The following is a 16,157-nucleotide window of genomic DNA, read 5'->3' as shown; positions in this document are numbered from 1 at the left end:
GAGTTTTTCTCTTTAAAATCCAAGTACAGCTAACCAGTTTAACAACTTCTCTTCTCGCGCTTTTAAATCATCGTTCCTAAGCTTACCTAACTGTATTTCACTAACAATTTCTCCGTCCGCCATAAAAAGAATTCTTTCTGTTTTTGCTGCTACTTTCACATCATGAGTGACTAACATAATGGTCGTTCCACCACGATTAATATTTAATAATATTTGCATTACTTCTTCTGTTGATTTTAAATTTAAAGCACCAGTCGGCTCATCTGCAAAAATAATATTTGGATTATTAATGAGCGCTCTACAAATAGAGACTCTTTGTAATTGCCCCCCAGATGCTTCGGTTATATAATGAGACGCTATATCACTTATCCCCATATTCTCCATTAGCTCTAGAGCACGTTTATTTACTATTTTCTTACTCTCACATTTCGCTAAATATGCTGACAAGATGATATTATCAAATAGGTTCAAGTTTCTAAGAAGGTTGCTCTGCTGAAAAATAAATCCTATTTCAGTAAGACGTAATTTCGCTAACGCTTCTTCTTTCATACATGATAATTCTTTACTATCAATTTTTACACTTCCTGATGACATTTGATCCATTCCACTAATATTATATAGTAATGTCGATTTCCCAGAACCAGAAGGCCCCATGACCGATACAAATTCTCCCTCATAAATCTCTAAATCTATATTTTTTAACACGTGATAATTTGTATTTCCATCCATTGAATATGTTTTGTTTACTTGCTTTACTTCTAAAATTTTTTTCAAGTGATACACCCCTACTCCCCATTTGGCTTTACATCGTTTGTTTGTTTCATAGTAAAACTACTGAAAAGCGTTGTTGCAGTCACACATATACATAATATAGCTGGACATATTACATAAGAAACGATAGGATTCACGACAAACTTTATATGAGCAGCTCCCATAAAAGACCCTAACCAACTTACTAACATTTCACCAAACGTAGCAGCTATACATGTCCCTATCACAATTCCTAATAATACAATGAAGATAGAACGTGTTATATACTGTATACGAATATCTTTACTAGAAAAACCGATATTTTTCATAATTAAAATTTGCGAAGAATCTTTTGCTAATAACATTTTAAAAAACATTGCAGTAATTAAAACTGATATCAATATCGCAATCAAAATAGCCACTTGTGTCACGAGTCTTAATTGTTTAATTGTTTCTCCTAAAGTTTGCGTTACATAATCATTTGTATCTGTTATTTTTACAGAACTAAATTTTTGTTTATACTCCTTCACTTTTTCTTGCAAATCCACTTTAGGCTTCATATCTACATTTACTACATACCATAATATATTTTCATTATTATTAGAAAAACTAGCTTTAGCTGTTTTCCCACCATTCGTTACATCTTGATACATACCACTAATCGTTAGTGTTTTCTCTTTCCCATCAACAAATAAAACGATATGATCCCCTACATTCTTTTTTAATTCATTTGCGTTCATATAAGAAAGAGAAATTTCATTTTCATTTTTTGGTGCCCTACCTTGGATATAGTCTAATGGAAATTTAGTGAAGTCTCCCATTTCTACATTTAAGTTTTCATGTGTACCATCAGCGTTTACCATTTTAAATGTACTCGTAACAAATGTTGCATATTTTTCTACTTCTTTATCATTTTTTACATATGAAATAACACCCTTAAAACGTTTCTCTATATTTTCAGTTTGCTGTAAATCTATTCGAATATCACTTTTTCCTGTTCCCATATAATTTACAAAATCCGGTGACTGAATCGTATACAAAAAGTTAACAGGTACAACAATCATGAACACAGCTATTATTAATACGATACTTAACACACGATATAACTTGAATCTTTTTATAACATCTTGTATACCAATAAATATATTTACATTTGTAAATTTAGTTTGTTTGAGTGAAAAGGATTTTCTAATCTTTCTTTTTCCTAGTTTATCTCTTGATTGTAAAGCGTCTATTGCTGTAATTCCCCTAAAATTCCGCAAAATAATACGACAGAACAGGATAACGACTAAAAATAACAATGTTGTAATTATGAATGGCACAATATTGTGTAAAATGCTTTTATTTGCCGCCCCCATATAAAGGGTGATATTTGAAGTGAAGATTTTTGTAACAAATAGTGAGAGTATATATCCACATATACATCCACCAGCTGAAATCACAATATATTTTGTTATATATAATTTTTGAATATCTTTGTTATGAATCCCAATTGCTTTCATAACACCAATTTCTTGATAATCTTCTTCCATCGAAGTAATGATCGTAAATCTAATACATAACATTGCAATTAACATTAATAATCCACTTATTATGATAAGTACGGCAGCTATTATTCCGTCTGTTAATGAATTGAGTGTTTTAAATAGTGAGTACGTAATAGAGGGACCTTTTTGAGGTAAGTTCGATGACTTATATAGATTTTCAAATTCATTTATTTTATATTCGTCTGTTAGCTGGAATTCAATAAGATATTCGCTTTCTCCAAAATTTCTTTTTATTCTTTCAAAATCCTTATTGCTTATTACAAATCGTTTTGAACTAACGATTGATGGGTTCATTTGAACATCACGAACAAATGCTGAAATCGTAAATTCTAGTTCATTATTATCTTTAATAACCCATATTTTATCTCCCATACGCAAATTATATTTTTGCATATAATAAATGGGTACACCTATTTCCCCTTTCCTAACATCGACCACTTCATTATTTAAATTTAATAAAAAATCAAACTTACTATTTTGTTTCACGAAACTAATGTCCATTACACTATTATGTTCTGCTTGATTTTTCTTTTTAATAAAAATGTTAGATCCATTTATTTGAACCATCTCAGCCGTTTGCTGTTTTTTTACAAACGGATTTTTTTCTACAAAGGAATCAATTGACTTTTGATTTACTTCTCCGGCATGCATTTGTACGAAGTGCGGTGCGTTTGATACTTTAACCAATTGATCCATTGAGTTCAATAGATTTATAACATTACTTGAAGCACTAGCCATTAAAAGACTTGATAACATGATAAACATAAATAAAATGGTAATTATCATTTTATTTTGAGAGAAATCTCTTTTTAACATTCTCCTAATCATATTAAGCTAGTTCCCTTCATTCGATAGTATTTTCTTCGTCACAACCGCTATTAATAACATTATGAAACTAACAACTAATATAGGTAAATAAATTTTCATGCTGAATTCTTCAAACATAAAACCGTAAATGACTTGCCCAATCGGTGCCATACATTGGGATACCGCTGTTATAATTGCCATTACTTTTCCTAAGTTCTCATTTGGTGTTTTCTTTTGAACTACAGTAATCACATAGATGGATACAATTGTCATAATCATTGCAATTAGAATAGAAGAAAGTATAAAGAGAATAAATGGTGGATAGTATCCTAAATTAAGAATAACTGGTGTAACTGATAGTGCCATCGGTATTACTAATAGAGCTATTAAAATCATCCAATAATACAATGTTTTCATCTGTAGCTTTTTCGCAAAAAAACCTATTGATAATGCACCTATTATAGTAGCAAAATCGATCAATCCCATTCCAATGCCATATAACGTGTGGCTACTCTCCATTGTTACTCGTATAATAATTGGAGCACCAACAACAAATAGCGGCGTCAGTATTAAATTTAGTAATGCGGCTAAAAGCATAGATTTCAAAATAAATGACTGTTTTAAAACGTATATAAACCCTTCTTTCATATCCTTTACAATTGTCGGTATGATATGGCTTTCTTGCACTCTCTTTATAAAAGGTATTGTAATAAACATTTCTAAAATCGCAGATAAAAAGAAAGCAAAGCAACTTATTATTACGAGCATTTTCAAACCAATTATGCCGTACAATATTCCTCCTAATACAGGAGCAACTATATTAGATAATGCTTGCACACCATTTACGATACCGTTCGCTTGTTCTAACTTTTTCTCTGGAACTAATTGCGGAATACTCGCCATTACAACTGGTGCGTACATTGCATTAACGATTGCTAGTAAAAACATAATTGTTCCGATCAATAGAATAGATACAGATCCAGTAAATAGCAAAACTATAAAGCTTAATACAATCGCAGCATTTATAAAATCAAAAATAACCATTACATTACGGCGATTGAAACGATCTGCTATCGCTCCACCAAGAGGAGCTAGCAAAAACGGAATACTTGTTACCGCATATAATCCTGCAAATATATCAGCACGCCCTGTTATATCAAGTACATATAATGACAGAGCAAAACGTAAAAGTGTTGAACCTAAAATAGTAATAATTTGCCCAATCACCATTAAATAAAAATCTTTCATCGAAGGTTTTATACTAATAGACATCATAATCACACCCTTTCTTTAATTTAGACCGACTGTCGGTCTATAATAAACAAACAGAAAAAATATTATTTCTGTTTCATTAAAACCTCCAGCATATAATTAAACGATCCTTCTTTCGCTCCAACAGATACTTCCATCATTTTAATATAAGCTTTCACTCTCCTCATCATTTCTTCCGGCTTCCATTGGAATAACCCATCATCAAATATAACTTGCGCTGAAGATAGTAATAGTTCAATCGTTTCTTGTGGATATGAAGTCGAAAATATCCCTTCTTCAATTCCTTGTTCTAAAATTTCTGTTAATACAGGAGATAAATGAATAATGGATTGTACTAAACTTTTTTGATGCATTTCTGCATTATTTGGTTGATGAAATTGCTCAATCATTTTATCTTTTACATCCCCTGATTTTGGCGATTGCTCCATTAAAACTCGAAATAACTTTTCTAATACTGGTATATTTGGATTAGAGACGATTACTTTCGCTTTAGCAACATCTTCTTTAATAATCCTCATAATAATCTCATCCATTACTTCTTCTTTCGATTTAAAATAATGATAAAACGTCCCCTTTGCTATCCCTATCTCTTTTAAAATGTCATTTACTGTTGTTTTTGTATAACCTTTCGTAAGAAATAATCGTTCAGCTGTTTCTAAAATTTCTTTTCTACGCTCCTCATATTCCTTTACTATTCGCATTCAAGTTCCCCTTCCCATCAGACCGACTGTCGGTCTATTTAAATTATATGCTTAGTTAGTAAAAAGTTTCCTATTATCGTATATATACAACTCCCTACTTTCTATTTCCTTTATAAATTTTTATTTTTTAACTTCCGTTTAATTTGTTTAAAATGTATCTCATGTTTCTTACCGTCACCTTTCATTTGAGGAAAAGAACGATGCCCCCGCTTGATCCTATTTTTCTTGATTCTTCATTCAAACGCACAATACTTTATAGTTTTTCAGCTCCTTTACCACAAATCTACGCATCTCCTTTTCATCGATGACTTCAAAAAATGACAATTGATTCATACGAAACGGTTTCCCTCTGTTCGATCTATTTACTTATGAATGGATTATTTTGTTAAGTTCCAATATGTAATTTTGCATATTTCATACTTTTAATTTTTGCACATGCGATAATTTATTTATAAAAATATAAATTATTAATAAGGGTGATTTATATGAGCAAGTTCCGAAATAAGATGATTAAATATTTGCAAACATTTTGGGGATGTTTAGCATTTGGTGTATTAATGTTTGCTATCTTCTTAATTATGAATTTAATAGATGCATCTTTAAACACATTAAGCTGGAGAGACTGGCTAGGTTCTGTAGCAGGCGCAGCCATTTTATCTGTTGGGATGTTTACTTTAAATAAATTGGATTTAAAATAAATATTCGGTCAATACTGAATGTAGGCTGTATGCCAACATTCATGTAAAGTAGTCTTCTCTGTATCTCCTTGTATTGAGCAGTTAGCTTTTGCTAGCTGCTCTTTTATTTCGTTCCAGTTCTTACCTCTTAAAGAACTCTTTAACTACGTTTTCCCAATAAATACACATATCTATTCCCCTTTACTATAAAATGAAATCTTTATTTTGTTATACGCTTCCATTCGTTCCATATGCATTCTCCCTTTCTCAACTATTAACCGGACAAGCATATATTATTGTATGGAGGAATCCACTCATAAAAATCTACCTTTCTTGTCAAAGAGCATGCTTATATGTATGTTCCTTTTTATTATGTTTCCTTTCATTTCTAAATAGCATTTTCAACTCTATTCATACTATTTTTTCAACTTTAGGTTACAAACTATTTCTGTAAGCGTAGTATCTCCTTTGTACAATAGGCAATTAGTGTTACCCATAACAGTACACTTCTGCACTATTCACTATAAATTTTCATATATTGTATTGTGCTTGTCCAAAACGTGAGGTTGTTACTCACGCAATCTAAATGAAAGAAAGGAGTGAAAATATGCGATCATCTAGTCGTAAGCTCACGAACTTTAATTGTAGAGCACAAGCCCCCAGTACACTACCAGCTCTCGGTTTTGCTTTTAATGCTACTTCACCTCAATTTGCCACACTATTCACGCCACTACTACTACCTAGTACGGGCCCAAATCCAAACATTACTGTCCCTGTAATCAATGATACAATTAGTACAGGAACTGGTATTAGAATTCAAGTAGCTGGTATTTATCAAATCAGTTATACATTAACAATCAGCCTCGATAATGTTCCAGTAGCCCCGGAAGCAGCGCGCTTTTTCTTAACACTAAACTCATCAACTAATATTATTGCAGGATCAGGAACCGCAGTCCGTTCTAATATCATTGGCACTGGTGAAGTAGATGTATCCAGCGGTGTCATTCTAATAAACTTAAACCCTGGTGATTTAATTCAAATTGTACCCGTTGAAGTAATTGGTACAGTAGATATTCGTTCTGCCGCTTTAACAGTTGCACAAATTCGTTAATAAAAACAATATGCTTGGCTAATTAACATTTAATATTCCTTATACACCCCAAAATATATGTTATAGATTTGACACACATTTATATCAAACAAGCATATTTTATTGTATGGTGACTATGTAGTCACACAAATCTAAAGCGTTCATAAGAGCACACTTATATGTGTGCTTTATTTTTTATGAAAATCAAGCTTTAATATAGCTATTTTGTTTTACTTTATACTCATCACTCTTTTGAACATTTACCTTTTTATTGTTATATTTGCTCATTCTTTTTCTACTTTGTTTTACTAATTAGTTGATTAATTTCGCAAACACCATTTATTAAACATTCCATGTTTCTTCACCCCCTGAATATTTTCCAAATAAAAATACATACTATTTTCAAGCCGCCGTGTCCACGGCTAATACTTCTTTCTTTTGTTACAGCAGAAGCAGATAGATTTTTCACTTATCTGCTTTCTCTGTATATTTTTTAGGGAATCGAAAATAATACGAACAAGCTGTTTGAACTAGCAGCTTCACTCTTCTCGCAATGGGGATGCAAATTATCACAATTAGCTAACTCATTGAGCTCACTGGCAGACAACCAAAATCGTTGTCTGCTTTTTGTATGAGATTTTTTGTTTTACATATACTACTTTTGAACCTGCAGACCAATACGAGCCATTTTGGTGCTTGGGATTTCCCTTCCGGGGATAAGTATTTTTTACTTATCCCTTTTTTTGTATAGACACTTATATTTAGGGTAAAACTAATCACAAGCAGATTTTCTGTTTATGCGTAGTTCTAAACAAGATTACTTTTTCTCCTATTAAAGGACAGCAGGTACGACTGCTAGTCCTTTTTCTTATTTCGCATACTATCCCTTCTGTTAACTTCACACTACATTACCTTCATCGCCGTAGTAAGTAACTTCCCAATAAGGATGGTAGTTGTGCATCTCAAGTTCCCATCGAACAAAACTAACAAAGTTACAAATTTCTTTCACCAAATCGGCCAATTCTTTGTTTGCAAAAGATGTTTTTATATCGTTATACCAATTGATTTTTTCATAATTCGTATCATCATCAGAGGAGCTAGTACGAATTGCTTTCTCTCGATTTTTTTCGATTAAATATTGTCCATACGTAAGTTGCACTTGTTCTTGAATTACGACATGGTTGTAATACCCTTGTTCTACTGGTTTTGGACTATAAACTTTCCTTTGTAAGTTTTAAATACGGTGAATGAAATTTCCGTTTTTTTCTTGCTATCATCCTTGTTCTATACAAACAAAAAAAGAGCCACAATATTTTGCGACTCTTTACAATTATAATTATTTAACGGCCACGTCTTTGCTGACCTTGCTTTGTACTACCTTTTTTATTACTTGGCTTATTAAATGATCGGTTGTTTTCATTTCTTGAACTATTTCTTGAATCACTTCTTGAGCCATTTCTCGAACCACGTCTTGAATCACTTCTTGAACCTTCACGGCTATCTCTTTGACGATACTCGCCTGATTTCTTCGGAGCCGGCTTTGGTACCGGTTTTCCATTTTCATCTACACGTTTTATCTTCGGTTGTTCGATTATTTCTCTTTGTATTGGTGCACCAAGCGTTTTTTCAATTTCTTCTAAATGTTTTTCATCTTTCGCTGCAACGAACGTAATTGCAATACCTGATCCACCTGCACGTCCTGTCCGGCCAATGCGGTGAATATAACTTTCTACATCTTCAGGGATATCATAGTTAAATACGTGCGTTACACCATCTACATCAAGTCCACGAGCTGCTACATCCGTTGCGATTAAGTACTGAATTTTAGCTTCGCGGAAACTCTTCATAACTCTTTCACGTTTCGCTTGAGGTATATCACCATGAAGTTCAGCACAATTATAACCTAGTCCTTTTAAATTATCATAAAGCTTACTCGCTCTAACCTTTGTACGACAGAAAATAACTGCTAAAAATGGCTGATCACGGTCCATAACAAAACGAAGTGCATCTGGCTTTGCACGATCTGTCGTCTCAATGACACGTTGCTCTATTGTATTTACCGTTACTTCTTCACTTTGTACTTGAACCATTTGCGGTTCATCCATATAACGCTTCGCCAATTTTTTAATATCTTTTGGCATCGTTGCTGAGAATAACATCGTTTGTTTACTACCAGGTGTCTCATCTAAAATATCTTCAATATCATATAAGAAACCGAAATAAAGCATTTGATCCGCTTCATCTAGTACAATGGTTGTAAGATTACTCAAATCAATTGTTTCACGTCGTATATGATCTAATAATCGTCCTGGTGTCGCAACAACAATATGTGTATTACCTTTTAACTTTCTCAATTGTTGTGCTACATCTTGACCGCCATAAATCGCTAATACATTAATATCTTCTCTTTGCACAAGCATTTTTTTAATTTCAGTTGTAATTTGCAGTGCTAGTTCCCTTGTTGGCGCAACAATTAAAGCCTGAACATCACTACACTCTGGATCGATTTTTTCTAAAATCGGTAACACGAATGCTAACGTTTTACCCGTACCTGTTTTTGCCTGCCCAATAATATCTTTACCAGACAGTATAACAGGAATTGCTTCCTCCTGAATTGGTGTTGCTTCTGTTATTCCATTTTCACGTAATGTATGATTAAAAGTTTCACTAATTCCTAATTCTAAAAAGTTTTTCAAATTGACCACTTCTTTTCCTTATTTTTCACATTAGCTTTCATTGTACCATTTGTTTCGCCAAATATGAAAAATAAAAAAATTCTTATCTTCTTTTTTTATATTCATCGTGTACTAGGTGGACAAATTCTTTTTGTTTTATCTCAGAATTTATTAATGCTTTCATATTTGCAGAATTCAAAATGAACTTCTTAATTTTTCTATTACTCCAAATTAATTTTGTATACTTTGTATCTTCGTGTAGCTTTCGAAACCACTCAAATTCGCTTAATTTAGCAATATGATGTTTTAATTTCATGTCATTTTGAGGGAAAAATAAAATGATATCTGCTATTACATCAAATAATAAACTCATCTTCTCCCCTCCTGTACATATATATTTCAATGTTACGGAAATATAGTTATAGGGTGATAAAATTGACAACTCCATTCATAAGGATCTTTTGCATATTTTACTTACTATATTTTCAATCCACCACAATTATAACGGCAAAATCTCAAACAGATGTAATCAGTGAATTCAAACATGCTTTGCTCAAAAATGATAAAGAATTAATGCAGTCATATGTAACAGAAGGAGTTAAACTACCTACTTTCCAAAAGGAAAAACCTATTCATGAAATTAAAACCGTACTATCTCCAAAAGAAGATACTACAATTCTTATTTCTTATTTCAAAGGCACTAATGATGAATTTACTATCGGTTTCATTTTGGAAATAGTAACAAAGAATAATAAAATATCTCGAATTAATCAAATTTATGATGGAACGAATCCATTTATGAAAGAAGCTACTATCGTAAAAGAATATGAAATGAAGTGTAAGAAACATATACTTACTCCTACAAAATTCCCGTTCGAAATTCACGAATTTCAAGGATACATCTATAACGATTACTTAAACCTCCAATACTACAATGAAGATATTAATGGGATTTTTAAAATCACTGTTTCACCAGTTCAAAACAAATTAAATTTCTATGTACATAGGGGCGCTAAGTTCTATAGCTTAAAAAATAATATAAAAGCATTATACAATCCTCATTTCGATTCAGCATATGAGCTCCTTTTTCAGAAAAATGGTTTTCAATACACAATTGCAATTGGTAACAAACGCTATATACAAGGAAAATATAACATCAAGGATTTAATTCAAATTGCAGAATCTATGAATTAAAAAACGATCTTTTCTATATAAGAAAGATCGGTTTTTTATTATTTTATATATTGAATTCCCCTCCATGATAGCAATAATACTTTACAGCTTTAAGGTCTTTAATCCTCTTTAAAGACTCTTCCGCTTTTTCTATATCTAAACAAAAATTCGGATTAGCTATTACTAATTCACCATTATCTTGAACGGCTGCATCTCCTGTAATTACACTGTGTAAGTCCGGAAAATATAATGAAATATGTCCCGAAGTATGTCCTGGGGTCGCTACTATTTGACATTCACCATTCAAAATTATTTGTCCATCATGTACTTTTTCATCGACGAAAATATGTCTTATATTTTTTAACTGTTGTATAAACCATTTACCAAATTCTTTTTCTTCATTTGGCATACGTTCTAACATTTCTTCTGCTTGAACTAATCTCTCTGATTTTATATCACCATTAATGTAGTTAGATTCAATTTCACTAGCAATAATATTAACTTGAGGATATTTCACTTTAAAATCATATAAAGATCCTATATGATTGTCATCATAATGAGTAATAATTATATTTTTTAAGTTTTTCATCTTGTATCCATGTTTTAAAATTGCCTCTTCAATTAAAGGTAAAAAATTCATATACCCTGTATCTACTAAAGTTAATTCATCGTTTACTATTATTAAACTTGGATAAATACATTGTTTTTGCTCGTTAAATTCGAATTCAATTGGTAGTTCTATTATCTTCATTTTTCTTCCCCCATACCACTTAATAAATGTTTAATAAAAACTAAATCATTTACATACATTTCGTTCAAATTTACGTTTAATGTGTACTTTCTATATAGCAAAGAAAAAAGCATCCGTTATGAATGCTTTCCTTATCTTACCTGTTCAACTACATAAATCAACTTTGGCCTATCCGAAACCTGATATGTATAGTCTTCATTTTTATGCATATATGTTTCTATCCTATTTATCACTTTAAACATTCTGTCTGAATTCGCACTGAACCGAGATACTGAATCACATAAAACTATTGACCCTTTCTTGTAAAAATTTACAATTTCATAAATATCTCGTTCTAAACAAACTTCTCCTACTTGCAAATCCTCTTTCGCTTCATAGTTATAAATTCCCATTCTCATTCCCCCAAAAAATTGTATTTTTTTTTACAACATCCCCTCGTTACATAAATAATACCACGATAAAATTCTAAAACTCAAACTCATCGGCTTCATCTGAGAAAATAAAAAAACATCACCGAAGTGACTACTTTCAAGAAGATGGGAGAAAAGAGAGGAAAAAATAATTCAAAACAAAGTAACACCTGAAATGCTAGATGAAGCAGCTAATCGATTAATAACAGAATCACATTAGAAGCCTATGAATCACCAGCGAGGAAAGGGGCTATTCAAGAATTACTAAATTTCTCATCAATAGATTATTTAGAAGTAATTCAACATTGTACGAATGCAGAGATTAATGTGAAAAATTAACTTTAATACGCATTACCACAAAACGTTATCTACGTAGTACCTTTACTTGGAACGAACATATACACTGTAAGTCGTTACATAACCAACATTCTATTATTTTGAACAGGTAATTCCCTATTTTTATTGAAATATACATTAAGAAAAACTATAAAATTGATTAGTCTCTCACTTCTTTGTCTATCCTTTTAAAAAATCTATTTTTTTGTAAAAGGAGTGTTTATATGGAGAAACAGAAACTTTGGAAAAAATTCAAGAAAAGCTCAGCAGATCTCGGTAAATCTAGCGTATATGAAAGTATTATTTTATATTACACAATGAGAAAAAAAGGGTTACCTACTAAAGCGAAATTCATCATATTAGCCGCTCTATCCTATTTCGTATTAACAATCGACTTTATTCCAGATATAGCTGCTATTATTGGGATTGGCTTATTAGATGATGTTTTGGCGATCGCTGTAGCTCATAAATACGTGATGCGCCATGCAGACGCCGAAATTCGAGAAAAGAGCAAAGTAAAAATGGAGTCATTATTTACTCCCGCACAAACATAATGAAAAAGGAGCTAATATAATGTTACTTAGCTCCTCTTTTATTACACAATGTTTAAATGTACTATTTCATTTCACTTCATTCGCCACAAAAAATTGTTCACAAACACTCGATATGCGCTGTAAGTCTACGTTCCCACCAGATATAACCGCTACTACTTTTTTCCCCTTAATATATGTATCCACTTTCCCTGCAAGTAGAGCAGCAGTAGCTAATGCGCCTGCACCTTCTACAACAGCTTTCCCGCGTTGTAATAAGTCTTTCATCGCTAATTCCAGCTCTTTTTCTGATACTGTTACAATATCATCTACTAATTCTTTTACAACTTCAAAAGTTAAATTGCCTGGTATTTTTACCGCGCAACCATCTGCTATCGTAGGTGCCTCATAATGTTCTATAATTGTACCTTTGTCATAAGATGCCTTCATCCCATGAACATTTTCTGCTTGGACACCAATTATATGAATCGACGGATTAAAAGATTTTAATGCAACAGCAATTCCAGAAATAATTCCTCCTCCACCAATTGGTACAATGACCGTATCAACATCCCACATATCATCAAGAATATCTAATCCTATTGTACCTTGACCAGCCATTACTTCTACATCGTCATATGGATGTAAGTATGTTTCACCTGTTTCTCTAATAATCTCCTCACATTTTGCCTTCGCATCATCAAAGGTTTCACCATGTAAAACCACTTTAGATCCATATCCTTTCGTTGCATCAACTTTCGCTTGAGGGGCAGAAATCGGCATTACAATTTTACTTTTAATACCGAGTAAATGAGCAGATAAAGCAATTCCTTGCGCATGATTACCAGCAGAACAAGCAATTACTCCTCTCTCTTTTTCTTGATCTGTCAGCTGTGACATTTTATTAAACGCACCACGGAATTTAAACGAACCTGTTAATTGCATATTTTCTAATTTCAAGTGAATTTCTCCACCTGTTTTACTAGTCAAATAAAATGATTTTACTAATGGAGTTTTACGAGCATTTCTGTCCAAAATAGTTTGAGCTTTTTTAATATCGTCTATATGCAATGGTAGTTTTTTAGTTATCATACTAACACCTCTTCCAATGTTCTATTCCTAAGTTTTCGTAAGTCGCAACTCCTTTATACGAAATGAAAAAGTCTTTATATATGTACCCCACTCTGTAATACATACATCTGCAAACAATTCAACATCCTCTTCATATCACGTTCTTTATAATGATTTAAGCATGCAATTTGGATCCAATTATTCTTTCGTAAATACGCTGATTCATAATGAACAATATATCCTTGTAACGCTAACGCATCACCGACCGCTTTAGAAGAAAGACCTCCATTTAATTGAATCGTAAGTATAATTGGCGCGGCATATTCTTTAGGTGAAACAAGTTTTAACCCTATACTAGTAATAGCTTCTTCCATATAATCATATGTCTCTTTAATTTTTACAAATGCTTTTTCATCTTCAAATCTCTTCAACGCTTCTTGCAAAGCATTAATTAAATTCCATGAATGGGAATATGGAATACTTTCATTTTCTTCGTACATACCAATATCCATATAGGCTGGTAATGTCTCGTTTACTTTCACATTATGATTATGAAAAATGAAAGATAATCCAGTCAACGATTTAATTGCCTTTCCGCTCACGCCACTCGCAAAATATACATCCTTTAAATCTATCGGTATCGCTCCAATTGAGCTAATACAATCTACACATAGTTTCACTTTATACTTTTCACATAAAACATTTAGCTCGTCTAAATCATTTAACATTCCAGTTGATGTTTCGTGGTGAACAAACCAAAGCCATTCATAATGTCCAGCTCCCATTATTTTTTCCAATTCTGTATAAATAAACGGTTCTCCCATTTCTTTTTTATACGTATCAAAATGTAACTCTGCACGTGTTGCATGCCCGACTAATCTATTACCAAATTCCCCATTTGTTAATACGAGCCCCTTTCCTTTTAAAGAACGTAACTGTAAAGCAATGGCATCATTCGCTAATGTCCCTGTTCCTAACATGATTTGCACACGTTTTGCTTTTGTCATTTGAAGTAATCGTTTCTTTACATTATCCATCGTCACTTGAAATGACTTAGAACGGTGTGAAATAGGCTTAGTAGAAAATGCCTTTCGAACATTCTCTTCAATATCTACTGGTCCGGGTAAAAACGTATACTCTTTCGTCATAATTCCCCCAACACTCGACGCTTCAAACATAGCAGGGGTAACATACATAGGCTGGAATGCTGCTGCTTCTGTACCAACTAACGAATGGAAAGATTTGAATCCCATTTGCTCATATAAAGGTAGTTCACGTGTTGTTGCAGAAATGAGTGCCAATTCATATCCATTTAGAAGCAAATAACGATGTAAAAAGCGAATTAAACCTAATAACGCTCTTCCATTTCGATATTCACTTTCTACTGAAAGTAAACGAATTTCATATACGTTTTCTCCATGTTCTTGCAAATAAAAATCTAGATTTGAAATTTTATAATCTAACGAGAATGGTCGTTTTCCTCGCAACGCAACCATACCTACTAACTTATCGTCATCTAAACAAATTAAATATGTATTTTCTTCATGAAAACGATCTATACGAACACGATCTTTCGTTTCTTCATGTTGCGGAATTTCTTCTACAAATGTTTTATAATTCAATTTATGTATACTTTCAAATTCCCAAACTTGATCAGCAACTTTATAAATTAACCCCATGCCCTATCTCCTTTATCTATTTAATAAAAAATGATAAGTGGAGATTAACCCCACTTATTAAATGTTTATTTCATTCGCGATTTACATATAAAATAAGTACAATGATGAGTGCACTTAAAATAGTCGTAACAATTGAGTAAGAATACAAAATCATGCAAAGTGGTAAACAAGCAATTGTAATTAGTCCTGGCTTCGTAAATCCTTTAAAGATTAAATAAAATATAATGAAAACTGCAACGAGGGTAAGCGCTATCAAATAATCAAATGCGATTAGTCCTCCGATAAATGTTGAAATACCTTTACCGCCCTTACCTTTAAATAAAACTGGATAAATATGTCCAATTATTACAGCCAATAATGTTAGCATTACAAATGTAGAATCTTCAAAAAGGTATTTTGCAATAGAAACTACAATTGCCCCTTTAATTGCATCACCTAAAAATGTAGCGATGAAATATCCTTTTCCATATACACGCCCCATATTTCTTGCGCCAGGATTACCACTTCCTTCATCCCGAATATCAACGTTATGTCTCCATTTCGTTACTATATAAGCAGTCAATATGTTTCCAAATAAATAAAAAGCCACCAAATACAAAAATTGCATACTATTAATCATATAATCATTCACTTTCTACGTAGGAGTACTTATACAATATTCAAGAACAATGTATATTGTACGTTTCTA

At 32.2% G+C, this 16,157-nt stretch carries 16 protein-coding genes and 1 pseudogene; 5 read left to right on the top strand and 12 right to left on the bottom strand.

Annotated features, from left to right (window positions below; genetic code table 11):
• Positions 1 to 12: 12 nt before the first annotated feature.
• The 4 genes from PQF83_RS06645 to PQF83_RS06630 all read right to left on the bottom strand — a co-directional run bounded on the left by PQF83_RS06645 (position 13) and on the right by PQF83_RS06630 (position 5,077).
• Positions 13 to 774: an ABC transporter ATP-binding protein gene (locus PQF83_RS06645; RefSeq protein WP_000721687.1), complete on the bottom strand. Its 762-nt coding sequence runs from the start codon at positions 772 to 774 to the stop codon at positions 13 to 15.
• Positions 775 to 785: 11 nt separating this feature from the next.
• Entirely contained in the window at positions 786 to 3,125 is a 2,340-nt protein-coding gene (locus tag PQF83_RS06640) for an FtsX-like permease family protein (protein WP_002163648.1), read from the bottom strand.
• Between the two features lie 6 nt (positions 3,126 to 3,131).
• On the bottom strand, positions 3,132 to 4,379 hold the full coding sequence (locus PQF83_RS06635; RefSeq protein ID WP_002163649.1) for an MFS transporter: 1,248 nt from the start codon (positions 4,377 to 4,379) through the stop codon (positions 3,132 to 3,134).
• A gap of 62 nt (positions 4,380 to 4,441) precedes the next feature.
• On the bottom strand, positions 4,442 to 5,077 hold the full coding sequence (locus tag PQF83_RS06630; RefSeq protein WP_001223577.1) for a TetR/AcrR family transcriptional regulator: 636 nt from the start codon (positions 5,075 to 5,077) through the stop codon (positions 4,442 to 4,444).
• A 485-nt stretch (positions 5,078 to 5,562) separates the two neighbouring features.
• Here PQF83_RS06630 and PQF83_RS06625 point away from each other — a divergent pair, with 485 nt between their 5' ends.
• Entirely contained in the window at positions 5,563 to 5,775 is a 213-nt protein-coding gene (locus PQF83_RS06625; RefSeq protein ID WP_000033169.1) for a hypothetical protein, read from the top strand.
• Between the two features lie 586 nt (positions 5,776 to 6,361).
• Positions 6,362 to 6,865, top strand: a complete 504-nt coding sequence (exsF, locus tag PQF83_RS06620; RefSeq protein ID WP_001257912.1) for an exosporium protein ExsF — start codon at positions 6,362 to 6,364, stop codon at positions 6,863 to 6,865.
• Between the two features lie 877 nt (positions 6,866 to 7,742).
• On the opposite strand, the gene PQF83_RS06615 is transcribed toward exsF, so the two are convergent.
• From PQF83_RS06615 to PQF83_RS06605, 3 genes are all read right to left on the bottom strand, one after another.
• The gene (locus tag PQF83_RS06615) at positions 7,743 to 8,003 is read right to left on the bottom strand and encodes a hypothetical protein (protein ID WP_001177683.1); all 261 of its coding nucleotides are present in this window, start codon (positions 8,001 to 8,003) and stop codon (positions 7,743 to 7,745) included.
• Positions 8,004 to 8,184: 181 nt separating this feature from the next.
• On the bottom strand, positions 8,185 to 9,549 hold the full coding sequence (locus PQF83_RS06610) for a DEAD/DEAH box helicase (RefSeq protein WP_002163650.1): 1,365 nt from the start codon (positions 9,547 to 9,549) through the stop codon (positions 8,185 to 8,187).
• A gap of 73 nt (positions 9,550 to 9,622) precedes the next feature.
• Positions 9,623 to 9,892 (bottom strand): hypothetical protein, encoded by a 270-nt coding sequence (locus PQF83_RS06605; protein ID WP_000054525.1) that lies wholly within the window; start codon positions 9,890 to 9,892, stop codon positions 9,623 to 9,625.
• A gap of 29 nt (positions 9,893 to 9,921) precedes the next feature.
• Between PQF83_RS06605 and PQF83_RS06600 the strand changes: the two genes are divergently transcribed.
• Complete coding sequence (locus PQF83_RS06600) at positions 9,922 to 10,713, top strand: hypothetical protein (protein WP_033671929.1); 792 nt, start codon at positions 9,922 to 9,924, stop codon at positions 10,711 to 10,713.
• 43 nt (positions 10,714 to 10,756) lie between these two features.
• Here PQF83_RS06600 and PQF83_RS06595 read toward each other — a convergent pair whose 3' ends face one another.
• Together PQF83_RS06595 and PQF83_RS06590 are read right to left on the bottom strand one after the other, a co-directional pair.
• Positions 10,757 to 11,443, bottom strand: coding sequence for an MBL fold metallo-hydrolase (locus PQF83_RS06595; RefSeq protein WP_000691138.1), 687 nt, complete (start codon positions 11,441 to 11,443; stop codon positions 10,757 to 10,759).
• Positions 11,444 to 11,574: 131 nt separating this feature from the next.
• Positions 11,575 to 11,835 carry a hypothetical protein gene (locus tag PQF83_RS06590; RefSeq protein ID WP_000513520.1) on the bottom strand — a complete coding sequence of 87 codons (261 nt, stop codon included), beginning with the start codon at positions 11,833 to 11,835 and terminating at the stop codon, positions 11,575 to 11,577.
• Between the two features lie 216 nt (positions 11,836 to 12,051).
• On the opposite strand from PQF83_RS06590, the pseudogene PQF83_RS28480 reads away from it, so the two are divergent.
• Positions 12,052 to 12,189 (top strand): annotated as a pseudogene (locus PQF83_RS28480) (SMI1/KNR4 family protein); the annotation flags it as partial.
• Positions 12,190 to 12,413: 224 nt separating this feature from the next.
• On the top strand, positions 12,414 to 12,743 hold the full coding sequence (locus PQF83_RS06585; RefSeq protein WP_000414827.1) for a YkvA family protein: 330 nt from the start codon (positions 12,414 to 12,416) through the stop codon (positions 12,741 to 12,743).
• A 66-nt stretch (positions 12,744 to 12,809) separates the two neighbouring features.
• On the opposite strand, the gene tdcB is transcribed toward PQF83_RS06585, so the two are convergent.
• The 3 genes from tdcB to plsY form a co-directional block, all read right to left on the bottom strand.
• Positions 12,810 to 13,811: a bifunctional threonine ammonia-lyase/L-serine ammonia-lyase TdcB gene (tdcB, locus tag PQF83_RS06580; RefSeq protein ID WP_000628911.1), complete on the bottom strand. Its 1,002-nt coding sequence runs from the start codon at positions 13,809 to 13,811 to the stop codon at positions 12,810 to 12,812.
• 74 nt (positions 13,812 to 13,885) lie between these two features.
• Positions 13,886 to 15,469, bottom strand: a complete 1,584-nt coding sequence (locus PQF83_RS06575; RefSeq protein WP_000523074.1) for an aminotransferase class V-fold PLP-dependent enzyme — start codon at positions 15,467 to 15,469, stop codon at positions 13,886 to 13,888.
• Positions 15,470 to 15,539: 70 nt separating this feature from the next.
• Positions 15,540 to 16,088, bottom strand: coding sequence for a glycerol-3-phosphate 1-O-acyltransferase PlsY (gene plsY, locus PQF83_RS06570; RefSeq protein ID WP_000610840.1), 549 nt, complete (start codon positions 16,086 to 16,088; stop codon positions 15,540 to 15,542).
• Between the last annotated feature and the right edge of the window lie 69 nt (positions 16,089 to 16,157).

It is taken from the genome of Bacillus sp. FF-1, from assembly GCF_028548245.1.
GTDB classification, from domain to species: Bacteria; Bacillota; Bacilli; order Bacillales; family Bacillaceae_G; genus Bacillus_A; species Bacillus_A paranthracis.
This window is presented reverse-complemented; position numbering and strand designations above follow the sequence as displayed.

Excerpts from the sequence above, each read along its gene's own strand:
- tdcB (WP_000628911.1), bottom strand. The coding sequence starts at position 13,811 with ATGATAACTAAAAAACTACCATTGCATATAGACGATATTAAAAAAGCT.
- exsF (WP_001257912.1), top strand. The coding sequence starts at position 6,362 with ATGCGATCATCTAGTCGTAAGCTCACGAACTTTAATTGTAGAGCACAA.
- PQF83_RS06635 (WP_002163649.1), bottom strand. The coding sequence starts at position 4,379 with ATGATGTCTATTAGTATAAAACCTTCGATGAAAGATTTTTATTTAATG.
- plsY (WP_000610840.1), bottom strand. The coding sequence starts at position 16,088 with ATGATTAATAGTATGCAATTTTTGTATTTGGTGGCTTTTTATTTATTT.
- PQF83_RS06640 (WP_002163648.1), bottom strand. The coding sequence starts at position 3,125 with ATGATTAGGAGAATGTTAAAAAGAGATTTCTCTCAAAATAAAATGATA.
- PQF83_RS06600 (WP_033671929.1), top strand. The coding sequence starts at position 9,922 with ATGTTACGGAAATATAGTTATAGGGTGATAAAATTGACAACTCCATTC.
- PQF83_RS06575 (WP_000523074.1), bottom strand. The coding sequence starts at position 15,469 with ATGGGGTTAATTTATAAAGTTGCTGATCAAGTTTGGGAATTTGAAAGT.
- PQF83_RS06595 (WP_000691138.1), bottom strand. The coding sequence starts at position 11,443 with ATGAAGATAATAGAACTACCAATTGAATTCGAATTTAACGAGCAAAAA.
- PQF83_RS06590 (WP_000513520.1), bottom strand. The coding sequence starts at position 11,835 with ATGGGAATTTATAACTATGAAGCGAAAGAGGATTTGCAAGTAGGAGAA.
- PQF83_RS06605 (WP_000054525.1), bottom strand. The coding sequence starts at position 9,892 with ATGAGTTTATTATTTGATGTAATAGCAGATATCATTTTATTTTTCCCT.
- PQF83_RS06585 (WP_000414827.1), top strand. The coding sequence starts at position 12,414 with ATGGAGAAACAGAAACTTTGGAAAAAATTCAAGAAAAGCTCAGCAGAT.
- PQF83_RS06625 (WP_000033169.1), top strand. The coding sequence starts at position 5,563 with ATGAGCAAGTTCCGAAATAAGATGATTAAATATTTGCAAACATTTTGG.
- PQF83_RS06630 (WP_001223577.1), bottom strand. The coding sequence starts at position 5,077 with ATGCGAATAGTAAAGGAATATGAGGAGCGTAGAAAAGAAATTTTAGAA.